We start from the raw sequence: 14,124 nt of genomic DNA, 5'->3' as shown, positions 1-14,124 counted from the left end.
TGGCCGCACCGCCTCGATGGCCGTTATCTGTGCCCTGCTAGCGGAGCGTGGCCAGGCGCATGTGCAGCAGCGGGTAAGGCTGGCCAAGGCCATCGCTCGGCGAACGACCGGTGACTTCGAAGCCGTGCCGCAGATAGAAGCCTAGCGCCTTGGGGTTCTGCTCGTTGACGTCGAGCGTGCGCGCGCCCGACTGCACGGCGTGACCCAGCAGACGGCTGCCGACGCCCTGGCCATGATACTGCGGCGCGACGAACAGCATGTCCAGGCGGTCCTCGGCGGTTCCGGCGAAACCCATGATGCGTCCATCCGCTGCCTTGCAGCATGAGAGCGCCACCGCATCCAGGTACCTGGGCAGCACCTGGTCACGCAGCAGCTCGATATAGGCCGGTGCGAGAAAGTCGTGTGTGGCACGAACCGAGGCCTCCCAGACCTGCAGCAATTCGGGATGGTCCCCAACGGTGGGCGTGTACAGCGCCAGCATGCTCGACGATCCTTGTGATCCTGGTGGGTAGTCGTTAACCATAGGCGCAATGCAGCCGCAGGGAAAGCCTGGCGTCAGAGTGCGTCAGGCGCGAGCCTGACAGGTCGTGACGCCACTTGCCAGCCTGAGGGCGCTCAGACGGGTTCGGCCCACATGTCGTATTCATCGGCGTCGACGATGCGGCAACGGACCTTGTCGCCTGGCTTGAAGCCATGGTCGCCATCGATGAACACGCTACCGTCGATTTCGGGTGCATCGAAGAAACTGCGGCCGACCGAGCCCTGCTCCTCGACTTCGTCGATCAGCACTTCGATTTCCTTGCCGATACGCAGTTGCAGGCGTGCGGCGCTGATGGCCTGCTGGTGCGCCATGAACCGATCCCAGCGCTCCTGCTTGACGGCATCGGGCACTTCCTCCAGGCCCAGCTCGTTGGCCGGTGCGCCTTCGACGGGGGAGTACTGGAAGCAGCCGACCCGGTCGAGCTGGGCTTCGCTGAGCCAGTCGAGCAGGTACTGGAAGTCTTCCTCGGTTTCGCCCGGGAAGCCGACGATGAAGGTCGAACGAATCACCAGCTCGGGGCACTGCTCACGCCAGGCCTTGATGCGCGCCAGGGTGCGGTCTTCGAAGGCCGGGCGCTTCATGGTCTTGAGGACTTTCGGGCTGGCGTGCTGGAACGGAATGTCCAGGTACGGCAGGAGCTTGCCCGCGGCCATCAGCGGGATCACGTCATCGACGTTCGGATAAGGGTAGACATAGTGCAGGCGCACCCAGGCCCCCAGGCTGCTCAGGGCCTCGCACAGCTCCAGCATGCGGGTCTTGACCGGGCGACCATTCCAGAAATCGGTTCTGTACTTCACATCGACACCGTAGGCGCTGGTGTCCTGGGAGATCACCAGGATTTCCTTCACGCCGGCCTTGACCAGCCGCTCGGCTTCGCTCAGCACTTCGCCGACCGGGCGGCTGACCAGCTTGCCTCGCATCGATGGGATGATGCAGAAGCTGCAGCTATGGTTGCAGCCTTCGGAGATCTTCAGGTAGGCGTAGTGGCGAGGCGTCAGCTTGACCCCTTGTGGCGGTACCAGGTCGATCAGCGGATTGTGGTCCTGGCGTGGCGGGACCACTTCATGGACGGCATTGACCACCTGCTCGTACTGCTGAGGGCCGCTCACCGACAGCACGCTTGGGTGCACGTCGCGGATGTTGCCTTCTTCCACGCCCATGCAACCGGTGACGATGACCTTGCCGTTCTCCTTGATCGCTTCGCCGATCACTTCCAGCGATTCGGCCTTGGCGCTGTCGATGAAGCCGCAGGTGTTGACCACCACCACATCGGCGTCCTCGTAGGTGGGCACGACTTCGTAGCCTTCCATGCGCAGCTGGGTCAGGATTCGCTCGGAATCGACCAGCGCCTTCGGGCAACCCAGCGAAACAAATCCAACCTTCGGCGTGGAAGGTGCGGGCGTGGTGGACATGACTAACCTCGGCATTGAAAGCGACGATCCAGGCGAGCGCGAAGGCCGGCCTGGCGGACGCTGTTGGCGTCTCTGATCAAAAAGTGCGCAATTCTAGCGATCACTTGGACGCTTGACCAGCAGAAAAGCGACGAACGCTGCGCTATGCTTCGCGGCGTTGCGCCTGGCGCCGATCCTTGCTGTCGGTGCGTTGACACTGCGACCGTGCAACGAGTCCAGATGCGAGGCGCGTGTCACGAACAAGGGGCCTGGCAAGGACGGTCTTCGGGAGTGGTCGATGGTTCAGGCGAGCAGTCACGCCGAAAGCGGACAAGGGACAGCGCGGCCGTTGGGCCTGCTGGTGGCGGCGGTGGGGGTCGTCTACGGGGACATCGGCACCAGCCCGTTGTATACCCTCAAGGAGGTATTCACAGGCGGGTATGGCGTGCCGGTCGACCATGATGGTGTGCTAGGCATCCTGGCGCTGATTTTCTGGTCGCTGATCTGGGTGGTCTCGTTCAAGTACGTGGTGTTCATCCTGCGTGCCGACAACCAGGGCGAGGGCGGCACCATGGCCCTGACTGCTCTTGCGCGGCGGGCCGCGGCGCCTTATCCAAGGTTGCGCCTGCTGATGATCGGCTGTGGCCTGGTCGGGGCTTCGCTGTTCTACGGTGACAGCATGATCACGCCGGCCGTCTCGGTGCTGTCGGCCGTCGAAGGCATGGGCCTGGCCTTCGACGGCATCGACCACTGGGTCGTCCCCGTCTCGCTGGTGGTGCTGGTCGCCTTGTTCGTGGTGCAGAAGCACGGCACGGAAAAGATCGGCAAGCTGTTCGGGCCGGTCATGGTCACCTGGTTCCTGGTACTCGCCGCACTGGGCGTGCATGGCATCGTGCAAAGCCCCGAAGTGCTCAAGGCCTTCAATCCCGCCTGGGCGGTGCGCTTCTTCATCGTCCATCCAGGCATGGGCGTGGCGATCCTTGGCGCGGTCGTGCTGGCCTTGACCGGTGCCGAGGCGCTGTATGCGGACATGGGGCATTTTGGCCGCAAGCCGATCGCCCGTGCCTGGTTCGCGCTGGTGCTGCCGGCACTGGTGCTCAACTATTTCGGCCAGGGCGCCATGCTCTTGCAGAACCCCGAGGCCGCGCGCAATCCGTTCTACCTGCTGGCACCAGGCTGGGCCTTGCTGCCGCTGATCGGCCTGGCCACCCTGGCGACGGTGATCGCCTCCCAGGCGGTGATTTCCGGAGCCTTCTCCCTGACTCGGCAGGCCATCCAGCTAGGCTATGTGCCGCGCATGCAGATCCAGCACACCTCAAGCGACGAACAGGGACAGATCTACATCGGAGCAGTGAACTGGACACTGATGGTCGGCGTGGTGTTGCTGGTGCTCGGCTTCGAGTCGTCGGGCGCGCTGGCCGCGGCCTATGGCGTGGCAGTGACCGGGACCATGCTGATGACCACGCTGCTGGTGGCGGTGGTGATGCTGCTGTTGTGGAAATGGCCCGTCATGCTGGCAGTGCCCGTAGTGGCGAGTTTCCTGCTGGTCGATGGCCTGTTCTTCGCCGCCAACCTGCCCAAGGTGGTGCAGGGCGGGGCGTTCCCGGTGCTGGCTGGCATCGTGCTGTTCGTGCTGATGAGTACCTGGAAGCGCGGCAGGCAGATCCTGGTCGAGCGTATCACTGAAGGCTCCCTGCCCCTGCCGATGTTCATCGCCAGCTTGCGCATGCAGCCGGCGCACCGGGTCGAAGGCACCGCGGTGTTCCTCACCGCGCGTACCGACGCCGTGCCCCATGCGCTGTTGCACAACCTGCTGCACAACCAGGTTCTGCATCGCCAGGTGGTACTGTTGACGGTAATCAGCGAAGACCGCCCGCGCGTGCCCGAGGCCGAGCGGCTGGAAGTGCAGGCCCATGGGGATGGTTTCTTCCGCGTGCTGCTGCACTATGGCTTCATGGACGAGCCCGACGTGCCGGCGGCACTTGCCCTGTGCCAGCGCAGCGACCTGAACTTCAGCCCGATGCGCACCACCTATTTCCTTAGCCGTGAGACGGTGATCGCCTCACGGCTGGAAGGGATGGCGCGCTGGCGGAGCAATCTGTTCGCCTTTCTGCTGAAGAATGCCAACGGCAACCTGCGCTTCTTCAAGCTGCCACTCAACCGGGTGATCGAGCTGGGGACGCAGGTCGAGATATGAAGCGCCCGCCGAATGGTCCTGTGCCCGCTTGGCGGGCCATTATGGCTGCTCCGGCGCCCCGGCTCCAAGGCATCTAGAGCAGGACCGATTCCTCCAAGCCGCTCACTTCTGACGCGCCAATCCTGGCGTGCCTTGGCGCTTGTCGATCTCGCCGATCAGGCGCTTGGCCAGTGCCGGGTAGTCTTCGTCGAAGTGATGGCCTCCCGGCAGCTTGATCCGCTCGCCCACCGCGGTGCTGTCGGTACAACCGCTTTCGCCGGCTTCTTCGGCTCCATAGAGGCATACCACTTTTTCCGCTGGCAGCTTGGCCATCTCCGGGCCGGTGGGCGCTTCCTGGCCATCCTTGCCCAGCCAACCCTCGACTTCGATCTCGAAGCTGCCGCTGCGGGCGAATGCCAGCAGGATGATGGCGTCGACCCGCTGCCGCTCCTCGCTCGGCAAGCGATTGTAGATTGCGGGCAGAACATCGGCACCGAACGAGTAGCCGGTGAGGATGAAACGCTTGGTGCCCCATTTCTGACGATAGTGGTGCATCAGCTCGACCAGGTCGGACGCGCTCTGCTCGGGCGTCTTGTGTTGCCAGTAGTAACGCAAGGTGTCGATGCCCACCACCGGGTAGCCGAGCTTGGCCATGTCTGTCGCCACGGCGCGGTCCAGGTCACGCCAGCCGCCATCCCCGGACAGGAACAGGGTCACGGTGTCGCTGGCCTGGCCTGCTGGCACTTCGACGACGGGAATGCTCAAGGCATTGCCGTCAGGACCGAGCAGCGCCTGGCTCAACTGGTTCTTCAGCACCTGGGGCAGGTGGATGTCATAGTCGCTGATGCTGGTCTGGGCATTGGCCTGGTCGCGCACGAAGGCAGCGCTGGTGTCGTCCGGGTTGTCGTTCCAGGCCACGTTCCAGTGGCCGTGCGCGGCGGACCTTGGCAGTGGCGAGGCGCAGGCAGGCTGCTCGAGCTTGAAGTCGACCGAAACGGCCAGGGCCTGGTCGTTGTCCTGCGTGGCCAGCCAGCGCCAGGCCTGGGCAGCGCCCGGCCCGATGCCAGCGACGATGGAAGGGGCCGCCGAGAGCTGGCCCAGGGCTTGGCTCATGAGCTGCTGCTGCTCATGGCAATCCTCGCCTGGCAGGATGACCTGGACCAACTGCGCATTTGCGGCCTGGCCCAGGTCGAGCAGTTGGCGATCGCTCAGGGCCTGGTCTGCCGGCACGCCGATCGCCACGTGGTGCCTGGCCGGTCCTGTCGGGTCGACACGCACCAGGCCAATGCCGTTATCCAGGTTCAGGTGTTCGAGCTGCGCCTGCGGCGCGGGACGAGTCCATAGCCACAGGCCTGCGGCAGCGGCAGCCAGGGCCAGCAGCACGGCGACCAGGAGATAGAGCCAGTAGCGTCGAGTCATCAGCGTTTCACCAATCCAGTCAGGCCGCCTGCGATCAAGGCGGCGGTATCGGCCAGCGCCACCAGGGGGTCGAGCCCGGCCGGCACGGCCATGTAGCGAGGCTCCCAGTCGGGCTGGAACTTATCCTTGAAGCGCCGCAGCCCCTGGAAGTTGTAGAGTTGTTCGCCGCGCTGGAACACCATCGAGCCCAGGCGCTGGGTCAATGGGGCGCCGCGCCGTGGCTGCAGGCCCGACAGGGGCACCATGCCGAGGCTGAAGCGCATGTAGCCACGCTGTTTGTAATGCAGGATCAGGCCGAGCATCATGAACTCCATGGTCAGCTTCGGCGCCTCGGGGTGAGCGCGCATCAGGTCCAGGCTGGCCAGCTCCGTGCCATGAGTTTCCAGCAGGTTGGCAAAGGCTACCGCCTTACCTTGGAAGCGGATCACCACGATACGGAAATGCTGCAGGTATTCAGGCCTGAAGCGTCCCAATGAAAAACCTTTTTCGCGGACGTGCTTGTTGCCGAGCCAGGCGTCGGAAATCACCTTCAGTTCATCCAGGGGGGCCTGTCCCGGCTCGTGGATCTCCAGGCTCAGTCCGTCACGGCCGCCACGGTTCCAGGTGTAGCGCAAGTCCTTCATCTCCTTGCCCTTGGCCTCCAGATCGAAGCGCCGTAGGTCGACCCGGGCCTCTTCGCCGAGCTTGATCGCGGTCAGCCCGATGTCCATGTAGAACGGCAGGTTTTCCGCTCGGACCTGATAGAACACGGGCCTGGCATGATGCAGATCGCACAAGTCGCGGAACTGCCAGATCATTTCGGCGCGTTCCTGGGGTGGCCCGATGGGGTCGTACAGAGCCACCAGGCTGCGTCCGCGCCGGGCATACATGAGAAAGGCGTTGTCGGTGGGATGGAACAGCAAGGCCTTGTCACCGGTCAGGGCCAGCCCGCCATCAGGCTGCTCGGATGCGAGCAGGATACGATTGGCGCGCTGCAGTTCTTCTGCCGTGGGCAGGTGGATCACCGGACGAGCGGTACGCAACAGCCAGGTCAGCGTGACGATGACCAGCAGTATCGCACTGCCCAGGGCGCCGCGCAGCGCTCTTGGCGCATCGGCATCCAGGGTGAACTGCCACCACAGCTCGTGATCGTAGGGCACGTCCTGGAAAGCGAACAGCAGTAGCCATACCGAAGCGCCGATCACGCATGCGCTGGCTACCAGGTAGACGGGCGAGAAGGGCAGTTCGAGCAGGCGGCTGGGGCGATAGAAAGAGCGCCTGAACAATGCCAGCAGCGAGGCGGTGAAGGTCAGGATGCAGGCTTCCTCCCAATCGAAGCCCTTGAGCAGCGACAGCAGGGCGCCGACCAGCAGCAGGACGGTGGTCAGCAACCAGGCGGCGGACAGCCGGCGACGCAGGCCCTGGGCCAGTAACAGGCACAGCACACCGATGAGGCTGGCGCCAAAATGCGAAGCGTCGATCAACCGGTGCGGGATCAAGAAGCCCATGTGCTCCAGGCGCGTATCGATCTCGGGCGTGGCGCCGGAAAACAGCAGCACCACGCCCGAGAGGAAGACCAGGATCGCCAGTACCGGCGCGGCCAGTCCCGAGGCTGCCCGGATAGCTTGGCGGGCGAACAGCAGGCGGCGAGCTTCCGTTGCCAGCAACAGCGCGCAGGCCAGCAGCAACGGCAAGACCACATAGATCAGGCGATACAGCAACAAGGCCGCGGCCAGCGGGGCGGCTCCCAGCTGGTCGGCGAACGCTGCCAGCAGTACGGCCTCGAACACCCCGACGCCGCCGGGCACATGGCTGAGCACTCCAGCCGCCAGGGCCAGCAGATAAACCAGCACGAAGGCACCGAAGGGCGGCGCCTGTGGCAAAAGCAAATACAGCACGGTGGCTGCGGCCAGCACATCGAGGGCGGTGATCAGTAGTTGCAGGCCGGCCAACCGTGCGCCCGGCAAGCGCAAGGTGCGACGACCCAGCTGCACCAGCAGGCAGTCGGCCAGTGGCTGCTCGGGCAGGCGCCGTCGATGGAGCCCGGCAGCCAGCACCACGGCCAGCGCCAGCAGGGTCGCGCTGATCGCTGCCAGCAATGACGGCGGCAGGCGTAACGCCATCGAAGCCGCGGACAAGTCGCTCAAGGTCGCCAGGGCAGCCAGCGGCGGCAGGGCGCAGCCCAGCGACAGGCTGGCGAACAAGGTCATGCGCGCCACTTCTGTCGCGCCAAGCCCTTCGCGCGCGTAGAGGCGATAACGCACCGAGCCACCCGAGAGCATCGACAGGCCGATGGCGTTGCCAATGGCGAAGGCACAGAACCCACCGGTCAGCAAAGTGCGCGCGGGCAATTTTACCGAGGCGTAGCGGCTGGCCGACCATTCGTAGCCGAGCAGCACGGCGAAGCCGATCGCAGTCGCCAGCAGAGCAGTCAGCAGTGCGGAGGCGGGCACTTGCAGTACGGCTTCGTGCAAGGCGTTCAGGTCCAGCTCGCTGAGCAGGTGATGACAGGCGAGCAAGCCCATGACGAACAGCAGCAGCGTCACCCCCAGGCCCAGCGGCTGACGGTAGCGACTCAGGCGCTCGAGCCAGGGCAGACGTTGTGCCGCCACGGGCAAGGCATGTGTGACAGGAGAAGAAGCGTCAGGAGCGTGAGAGGTCATAGGACTCTCCATGCACGCAGCGCAGGACTGGAGCAGATGGCAGCCAAGTGAAAATCCCTTTGAAAACGTATCCTGATATTACTCCGCCCCGGAGCCATTTAATTCGTTCAGGATAGTTAAAGAAAGTTCATGCGAGGCAGGACGAGCCGCTGCTGGCAGGCGCCAGCGCCGTATCGATGAATGATAGAAGAAATCGGTACGCTGAAAACAACAAACCCCGTACTACCGGAGTAGACGGGGTTCGTTCTGACGATATGGTTGCGGGAGCCGGATTTGAACCGACGACCTTCGGGTTATGAGCCCGACGAGCTACCAGGCTGCTCCATCCCGCGTCAGTGGGGCGTATTCTACATTCATACACTTGGTTGTCAAGGCCCTAGACTTTGATTTTCAAGGTTTTTCTTCTGCAAAGAAAAAAGGCCACTGCGTTTGCAGTGGCCTTTTTAAAGTTGGTTGCGGGAGCCGGATTTGAACCGACGACCTTCGGGTTATGAGCCCGACGAGCTACCAGGCTGCTCCATCCCGCGCCTGTGGTTGGTGATTCTACGGATTTCTTTCCCCATGTCAACCACTATTTGCAAAAAGCCTTTTTCCGTCAATCGTTTAGCGGGCGGTATTGGCGTGCGGATGCAATCGCAACGGGCATGGGTCGTGGAGCGGTGGTTCATGCCAGGGCTGATTTGTTTCATGACGATCGGCTATCATCTGTATGAATCTACAGTGTGAGCAATCATTCGATGCCCTTGCGCAAGATCATCCATGTCGATTGCGACTGCTTTTACGCAGCTATCGAGATGCGTGACGATCCTCGCCTCGCCGGACGGCCCATGGCCGTGGGCGGGTCGGCGGAGCGGCGCGGGGTGATCGCCACTTGCAATTATGAGGCACGCGCCTATGGCGTCCGCTCGGCCATGTCGTCCCGGCATGCGCTCAAGCTCTGTCCAGACCTGCTGATCGTCAAGCCGCGTTTCGACGCCTATCGCGAGGCCTCGAAGGAAATTCGCGCGATCTTTCGCGATTACACCGAGCTGATCGAGCCGCTCTCGCTGGACGAGGCCTATCTGGACGTTTCCGACAGCCACTGGTTTTCCGGCAGTGCCACGCGCATCGCCGAGGACATTCGTCGGCGGGTTGCGCAAAAGCTGCATATCACCGTCTCGGCTGGCGTGGCGCCCAACAAGTTTCTGGCTAAGATCGCCAGCGACTGGCGCAAGCCCAACGGTCTGTTCGTCATCACCCCAAACGAGGTAGAGGCATTCGTGGCGGCTCTGCCAGTGGATCGCCTGCATGGGGTCGGCAAGGTGACCGCCGAGAAGCTGTCGCGTCTGGGCATCACCACGTGCCTGGAGCTTCGCGACTGGTCCAAGCTGGCGCTGGTTCGCGAGTTTGGCAGCTTCGGCGAGCGGCTTTGGGGGCTGGCGCGTGGCCTGGATGAGCGTGTGGTGCAGAACGACAGTCGACGTCAATCAGTCAGCGTCGAGAACACCTACGACACCGATCTTCCGGACCTGGCCAGTTGCCTGGAGAAGTTGCCCGAGCTGCTGGTGACCCTCGACGGGCGCATTGCCCGCATGGACGGCAGCTACCGGCCTGGCAAGCCCTTTGTCAAGGTCAAGTTCCACGACTTCAGCCAGACCACCATCGAACAGGCGGGCGCCGGACGTGATCTGGAAAGCTATCGACAGCTGCTTGGCCAGGCATTCGCCCGTGGCGGCAAGCCGGTGCGGCTGCTAGGCGTGGGGGTGCGCTTGCAGGACCTGCGCGGAGCCATCGAACAGCTCGAGCTGTTCGATGACTGAAGCCTAGTACCGTTACAGAAAGAGGCTCATTGTCGGCCAGGGTCGGCAGCCAGGCGTCCGGTCGTGCGGCGCAGGCTTTCGATGAACTCGCGTTGCAGCTGCGGATCGTTGCGGGTCAGTTCGATCAGGCTCTGCTCCAGGTCGCTGGCTTCCTCTTCCAGACCCAGCTCGGCCAGGCGCTTGACGCGATAGACCCACTGCGAAACCTCATCGTCCTCCAGGTCATCGTAGATCAGGTGCTGGGCTTCCTGCAGCTTGCCCCGCAACTCGCTACTGACCAGCAGGCTGGCATCGCCTCGCACACCATTGTCTTCGTCTGATACCAGCAGATGAAGGGTGCCGACATGGCTGAGGTTCTGCTCCGAGAACGGACTGTCGAGCAGGTTGAGGCGCAGGATGCCGCTGCGGTCGGTGGTCAGCTCATGGGTAAGCCTGCCGGCCTTGACCTCTACCAGGCGATCGCTCCAGGGCAGGCTGGTACTTTCCTCGCGCTGGTCCTTGCGGACCTCGCTGGTGCCGGCAAGGTTCTGCTGGGCGCGGCCATTGGACTGGACGTTCATGAAGGGGTTGATGCCGGCCACGCCGTAGTCCAGCCAGTCGCGCGTGACACTGTCGGGCAGGTTACCCAGCGTGAAGACATTGACCACGTTGGCGCCCACGCCCGCCACTATCGCCACCGCCCCCAACGGCACCTCGTAGAATTCGCGCCAGGGTTGATAAGGCGTGTAACGGTCATAGTGACGAGTCACCTCGAACTCGGTCACCTCGAAGCGTCGCTGTTCGCTGATCCGGACGCGACGTTGCGGCAGCGTCATGACCTTCGGCTCGCCGACGTCGATCTGCAAGGTGTGTTCGAGCAACTTGCGCTCGATCCGTTCCTCGTGCTCGCTGCGCTGGGACATCTGGTTGGCGCAGCCGCCAAGGAGCAGGGCACCGCAGAAGACGGTACCCCCCAGGGAGAAGGTGCTTCGCTTGGACATGTTCACTCGCGCATGAATTGACGGTCAGCGACGGATGCGGGCTTGCAGGAACGTCAGCGCTTCGGCCAGCGGCAGGGCCTGGGCCTGCTGCTCGGTACGGTGCTTGTATTCCAGGTTGCCTTCGGCCAGGCCGCGATCGCTGACGACGATGCGGTGAGGAATGCCGATCAGTTCCATGTCGGCGAACTTGATGCCCGGGCTGGTCTTCTTGTCGCGATCGTCCAGCAGCACCTCGAAGCCAGCGGCGGTCAGCTCGGCATAGAGCTTGTCGGTGGCCTCGCGTACCGCTTCGGTTTCATAGCGCAGCGGGACCAGGGCGATCTGGAACGGAGCGAGGGCGTCGTTCCAGATGATGCCCTTGTCGTCATGATTCTGCTCGATGGCGGCCGCGACGACGCGGGAGACACCGATGCCATAGCAGCCCATCGCCAGGGTCACCGGCTTGCCGCTCTCGCCCAGCACCTGGCACTTGAGCGCCTCGCTGTACTTGGTGCCGAGCTGGAAGATGTGGCCAACCTCGATGCCACGTTTGATCACCAGGGTGCCCTGGCCATCCGGGCTCGGGTCGCCTTCGACCACGTTGCGCAGGTCGGCGACCTGCGGCACGGGCAGGTCGCGCTCCCAGTTCACGCCAAAGTAGTGCTTGTCGTCGATGTTGGCGCCGACGGCGAAGTCGCTCATCAAGGCGACAGAGCGATCGATGATGCATTCGAGCGGCAGGTTCAGTGGGCCGAGCGAGCCGGCACCGGCGCCGATGGCCGCGCGCAGGTCGGCATCGGTGGCCATCACCAGCGGGTCGGCGACCTGGGCCAGCTTGGTGGCCTTGATTTCGTTGAGTTCGTGATCGCCACGTACCACCAGCGCGACCAGCTTGCCTTCCTCCGCGCCACGCACGATGAGGGTCTTGACGGTCTTCTCGATCGGCAGGCCGTGGCTTTCCACCAGTTGCGCGATGGTCTTGGCATCGGGCGTGTCGACCAGGCGCAGTTCCTCGGTAGGGGCGGGACGAACGGTCTCGCGCGGCACCGCTTCGGCCTTCTCGATATTGGCCGCGTAGTCGGAGCTGTCGCTGAAGATCACATCGTCCTCGCCGGACTCGGCCAGCACGTGGAATTCATGGGAATAGCTGCCGCCGATGGAGCCGGTATCGGCCTGCACGGGACGGAAATCCAGGCCCAGGCGGGTGAAGATGTTGGTGTACGCCTGGTGCATGCGGTCGTAGGTCTCCTGCAGGGAGGCCTGGTCGGCATGGAAGGAATAGGCATCCTTCATGATGAACTCGCGGCCGCGCATCAGGCCGAAGCGTGGACGGATCTCGTCGCGGAACTTGGTCTGGATCTGATACATGTTCAGCGGGAGCTGCTTGTAGCTCGACAGCTCGTTGCGCGCCAGGTCGGTGATGACCTCCTCGTGGGTGGGACCTACGCAGAAGTCGCGCTCGTGGCGGTCCTTCAGGCGCAGCAGCTCGGGGCCGTACTGCTCCCAGCGCCCGGACTCCTGCCACAGCTCGGCCGGTTGGATGCTCGGCATCAGCACTTCCAGAGCGCCGGCGGCGTTCATTTCCTCGCGCACCACCGCTTCCACCTTGCGCATGACGCGCAGGCCCATTGGCAGCCAGGTGTACAGTCCGGAAGCCAGTTTGCGGATCATGCCGGCGCGCAGCATGAGCTGGTGGCTGATGACCACCGCGTCGGCGGGGGTTTCTTTCTGGGTGGCGAGCAGATATTGACTGGTGCGCATGGTGAGCCGTGTCGTTTGCCTGGACGAGAAGAATGACCCCGCATTGTACGGGGGCGGGACGAAGGCGTACAGGATGCCGCAGGGCGTCTCGCTTGTCAGCCAAGAAAAAGCCCGGCATCGCTGCCGGGCCTGCTGGTGCGTGGGCGCCGCGCAGCCTTACAGGATGCTCAGCGGGTATTCGACGATCAGGCGCAGCTCGTCGAGCGAAGGCGAGCCGTAGTACACGCCGTCGGAAGAACGGTAGGTGGCCTGGCGTACACGGAAGCTGAGGTCCTTGGCCGGGCCTTCCTGGAGCACGTACTTGATGTCGATGTCGCGTTCCCATTCCTTGCCGCTGTCGGTGGTGGCGGTGTTGGCGCCGGTACCACGCACATAACGGGTCATGAAGCTCAGGCCGGGAATGCCGTACTCGGCGAAGTTCAGGTCATAGCGAGCCTGCCAGGAGCGCTCGTCCTCGGCGTTGAAGTCCGAGCGAGCCACCGAGTTGCCCAGGAACACGGTGCCACCACCGTCCACACCGTAGCCATAGTCGCCGTCGCCGGTAACGCGCTGGTAGACCAGGGTGAAGGTATGCGCGCCGATGTTGTAGGCGCCGGACAGGCTGAAGGCACGGTTGTCGAGCTTGGTTTCACCATCGCTGGACGAGCGTTGCAGGCCGGCGCCGTCGCTCTTGGTGTCGTAGATGTTGAAATCGAAGGTCAGGCTCTGTGCGTCGGACAGCGGCAGGGCGAAGTTGACGTTGGCGTAGTACTTGCGCCAGTAGTCCTCGACCTTGGAATAGTACAGGCTGGCGCTGAGGCTGTCGGTGAAGGCATAGCTGCCGCCGACGATGTTGGCTTCCTTCAGGCCGAGGCTATCGTGGTAGGTCTGGTTCTGCGCGTTCATCGCGGTGAAGCGGCCGGCGTGCAGCGTCAGGCCATCGATCTCGTTGCTGGTGATCAGGGCGCCCTCGGCGACTTCCGGCAGCAGGCGGCTGTCGTCGGTAGCGAACACGGGCAGGGCGGTGATCTGGTGGCCGTACTTGAGCACGGTGTCGGAAATGCGCAGCTTGACCGCGCCGCCACCTTCGGAATACTCATCCTGCGAGCGACCGTCGGAGCCTGTGGGGAACAGGCCGGTACCGGCGCGCCCGCGCCCGCTGTCGAGCTTGATGCCCAGCATGCCGATGGCGTCCACGCCGAAGCCGACGGTGCCCTGGGTGAAGCCGGACTCGTAGGTGCCGAGGAAGCCCAGGCCGGTTTCTTCGGCCCGACTCTGCGAGCCGGCTGGCGAATTGCGGAAGTCGCGGCTGAAATACAGCATGCGGGTCTTGACGGTGAGCTTGCTGTCTTCGACGAAGCCCTTGGATTCATCCTGGGAAGAGGCAACTGCCAGCTGAGAGGTCCCCGCCGAAACGGCCAGGGCGATCATGCTCCACTTCATCACGCGCATCGTGA

General features: G+C 63.7%; 10 protein-coding genes and 2 tRNA genes. 3 read left to right on the top strand and 9 right to left on the bottom strand.

Annotated elements, in window-relative coordinates:
- Window positions 1-37: 37 nt before the first annotated feature.
- Both ACY8GK_RS10515 and rimO read right to left on the bottom strand, forming a co-directional pair.
- Window positions 38-481, bottom strand: a complete 444-nt coding sequence (locus tag ACY8GK_RS10515; protein WP_230375781.1) for a GNAT family N-acetyltransferase — start codon at window positions 479-481, stop codon at window positions 38-40.
- A gap of 134 nt (window positions 482-615) precedes the next feature.
- Complete coding sequence (rimO, locus tag ACY8GK_RS10510) at window positions 616-1,953, bottom strand: 30S ribosomal protein S12 methylthiotransferase RimO (protein WP_196177547.1); 1,338 nt, start codon at window positions 1,951-1,953, stop codon at window positions 616-618.
- 277 nt (window positions 1,954-2,230) lie between these two features.
- Here rimO and ACY8GK_RS10505 point away from each other — a divergent pair, with 277 nt between their 5' ends.
- Window positions 2,231-4,129 (top strand): potassium transporter Kup, encoded by a 1,899-nt coding sequence (locus tag ACY8GK_RS10505; protein WP_196177545.1) that lies wholly within the window; start codon window positions 2,231-2,233, stop codon window positions 4,127-4,129.
- 102 nt (window positions 4,130-4,231) lie between these two features.
- On the opposite strand, the gene ACY8GK_RS10500 is transcribed toward ACY8GK_RS10505, so the two are convergent.
- The 4 genes from ACY8GK_RS10500 to ACY8GK_RS10485 all read right to left on the bottom strand — a co-directional run bounded on the left by ACY8GK_RS10500 (window position 4,232) and on the right by ACY8GK_RS10485 (window position 8,696).
- Window positions 4,232-5,527 (bottom strand): virulence factor family protein, encoded by a 1,296-nt coding sequence (locus ACY8GK_RS10500; protein WP_196177543.1) that lies wholly within the window; start codon window positions 5,525-5,527, stop codon window positions 4,232-4,234.
- Window positions 5,527-8,169, bottom strand: coding sequence for a bifunctional lysylphosphatidylglycerol flippase/synthetase MprF (gene mprF / locus ACY8GK_RS10495; RefSeq protein ID WP_196177542.1), 2,643 nt, complete (start codon window positions 8,167-8,169; stop codon window positions 5,527-5,529). Before mprF ends, ACY8GK_RS10500 begins: the two co-directional genes overlap by 1 nt.
- Window positions 8,170-8,424: 255 nt before the next feature.
- Window positions 8,425-8,501, bottom strand: a tRNA-Met gene (locus ACY8GK_RS10490).
- 118 nt (window positions 8,502-8,619) lie between these two features.
- Window positions 8,620-8,696: transfer RNA gene (locus ACY8GK_RS10485), tRNA-Met, on the bottom strand.
- Window positions 8,697-8,730: 34 nt separating this feature from the next.
- Between ACY8GK_RS10485 and ACY8GK_RS10480 the strand changes: the two genes are divergently transcribed.
- Together ACY8GK_RS10480 and dinB are read left to right on the top strand one after the other, a co-directional pair.
- On the top strand, window positions 8,731-8,895 hold the full coding sequence (locus ACY8GK_RS10480) for a hypothetical protein (protein ID WP_196177540.1): 165 nt from the start codon (window positions 8,731-8,733) through the stop codon (window positions 8,893-8,895).
- A gap of 17 nt (window positions 8,896-8,912) precedes the next feature.
- Window positions 8,913-9,968: a DNA polymerase IV gene (gene dinB / locus ACY8GK_RS10475; protein ID WP_196177871.1), complete on the top strand. Its 1,056-nt coding sequence runs from the start codon at window positions 8,913-8,915 to the stop codon at window positions 9,966-9,968.
- Window positions 9,969-9,994: 26 nt separating this feature from the next.
- Here dinB and ACY8GK_RS10470 read toward each other — a convergent pair whose 3' ends face one another.
- From ACY8GK_RS10470 to ACY8GK_RS10460, 3 genes are all read right to left on the bottom strand, one after another.
- Entirely contained in the window at window positions 9,995-10,948 is a 954-nt protein-coding gene (locus ACY8GK_RS10470) for a hypothetical protein (RefSeq protein WP_196177538.1), read from the bottom strand.
- Between the two features lie 24 nt (window positions 10,949-10,972).
- Entirely contained in the window at window positions 10,973-12,688 is a 1,716-nt protein-coding gene (locus ACY8GK_RS10465; RefSeq protein ID WP_462402957.1) for a proline--tRNA ligase, read from the bottom strand.
- 156 nt (window positions 12,689-12,844) lie between these two features.
- Entirely contained in the window at window positions 12,845-14,119 is a 1,275-nt protein-coding gene (locus ACY8GK_RS10460; RefSeq protein ID WP_196177534.1) for an OprD family porin, read from the bottom strand.
- Window positions 14,120-14,124: the final 5 nt, after the last annotated feature.

It is taken from the genome of Pseudomonas sp. Marseille-QA0332 (genome assembly GCF_054950175.1).
This window is presented reverse-complemented; position numbering and strand designations above follow the sequence as displayed.

Bases quoted from the DNA above. Each gene is read 5' to 3' on its own strand.
- ACY8GK_RS10515 (WP_230375781.1), bottom strand. From the start codon at position 481: ATGCTGGCGCTGTACACGCCCACCGTTGGGGACCATCCCGAATTGCTG.
- rimO (WP_196177547.1), bottom strand. From the start codon at position 1,953: ATGTCCACCACGCCCGCACCTTCCACGCCGAAGGTTGGATTTGTTTCG.
- ACY8GK_RS10505 (WP_196177545.1), top strand. From the start codon at position 2,231: ATGGTTCAGGCGAGCAGTCACGCCGAAAGCGGACAAGGGACAGCGCGG.
- ACY8GK_RS10500 (WP_196177543.1), bottom strand. From the start codon at position 5,527: ATGACTCGACGCTACTGGCTCTATCTCCTGGTCGCCGTGCTGCTGGCC.
- mprF (WP_196177542.1), bottom strand. From the start codon at position 8,169: ATGACCTCTCACGCTCCTGACGCTTCTTCTCCTGTCACACATGCCTTG.
- ACY8GK_RS10480 (WP_196177540.1), top strand. From the start codon at position 8,731: ATGTCAACCACTATTTGCAAAAAGCCTTTTTCCGTCAATCGTTTAGCG.
- ACY8GK_RS10470 (WP_196177538.1), bottom strand. From the start codon at position 10,948: ATGTCCAAGCGAAGCACCTTCTCCCTGGGGGGTACCGTCTTCTGCGGT.
- ACY8GK_RS10465 (WP_462402957.1), bottom strand. From the start codon at position 12,688: ATGCGCACCAGTCAATATCTGCTCGCCACCCAGAAAGAAACCCCCGCC.
- ACY8GK_RS10460 (WP_196177534.1), bottom strand. From the start codon at position 14,119: ATGCGCGTGATGAAGTGGAGCATGATCGCCCTGGCCGTTTCGGCGGGG.